Here is a 1085-nt window from a genome sequence, read left to right on the forward strand (position 1 = left end):
TAAGTGCCTATTCAAAATTAATCGCGTGATCAGTTCCGTAACCACCGAGTAAGCGGTGTACCTCTTCACGTAGACGTTCAAACGAGAGATAGGCACTCAAGGGCAGCCAGGTGTACTTCATCTGCCGCCACAGAATCTCTATCAGATTCAGCTCTGGTGAGTAGGCAGACAGATAGATCAGATGCACACGTTGCGACATCCACTCCACCCTCTTGCGCCTAAAGGCCTTGGAGCGATGCATGCTGGCATTGTCGAGCACCACAACAGCGAAGGTGTCTGGATCCTTCTGGATCACAAACTGGTCAAACGCTTCTATGACCGTTTCCGTGGTCACTGTCTCGGTTGTCGTGTGATAGACCAGTTTTCCGGCTCGGCTTAAGAATCCCAGCACGTTTAGCCTTCGGCTGCGGGAGTAGGCAGTGACTTCCCAGGGCTTGCCGATAGGGCTCCACGCATACGGCACCGACGACGCTTGTGAAAAACCTGATTCATCAAAGTAATAGAGCTCGTGCTCGCCTTGGTCCTCTTGCTCGTGAAGCGCTTTCATCAGGCCTTGCGTTTTGCGAAAGTCCGTTTCGTCACGCTGGGGCTTGAGTGAATGCCGAATGCGCTTGAAGCTATGACCATTTTTTTTTCAACGCCCGGCGCAGTGTCACCGTGGCGACAGACTTGCCGGTCTCTTCTTGAAAGCGAGCCTGTAAGGCGCGAATCTGATGGGGATGCTCGGCTACCAACGCTTGCAGTCGCTTGTGATCGTGTTCATCGAGGGCGGGTGTTCGTCCACTACGCGGTTTGTCGATGAGACCATCAAAACCGGACACTTCCCATTGCTTGAACCATCGTGATACGGCATCGCGGCGAACCTGAAGTATCTCACTGATTTGGTTAATAGTATGGCCTTGGTCACTCAGTAGAATGGCATGCGCCCGACGACGGAGAGCGCGCTTCTCGCCATGGTGATAGGCGGAGGTCAGCGTCTGTTGTTCAGGTTCAGTGAGAGGGGCAACGAAGCGTTTTTCCATGGTTCTGTCCGTGTCAGAAATCCTGGCATGGATATTACACGAAAACTTTAGATCAGGTACTTA

General features: G+C 52.6%; 1 protein-coding gene. It reads right to left on the reverse strand.

The features are described from left to right. Nucleotides 1-7: 7 nt before the first annotated feature. Nucleotides 8-1022 (reverse strand): IS630 family transposase gene (locus tag R3F72_RS18535; protein WP_144408607.1). Its coding sequence is split into 2 segments (ribosomal slippage): nucleotides 8-634 and nucleotides 636-1022, totalling 1014 coding nucleotides; the frame shifts between segments, so codons are not numbered across the junction. Between the last annotated feature and the right edge of the window lie 63 nt (nucleotides 1023-1085).

It is taken from the genome of Salinicola sp. 4072 (genome assembly GCF_036663415.1).
Classification (GTDB): Bacteria; Pseudomonadota; Gammaproteobacteria; order Pseudomonadales; family Halomonadaceae; genus Salinicola; species Salinicola salarius_A.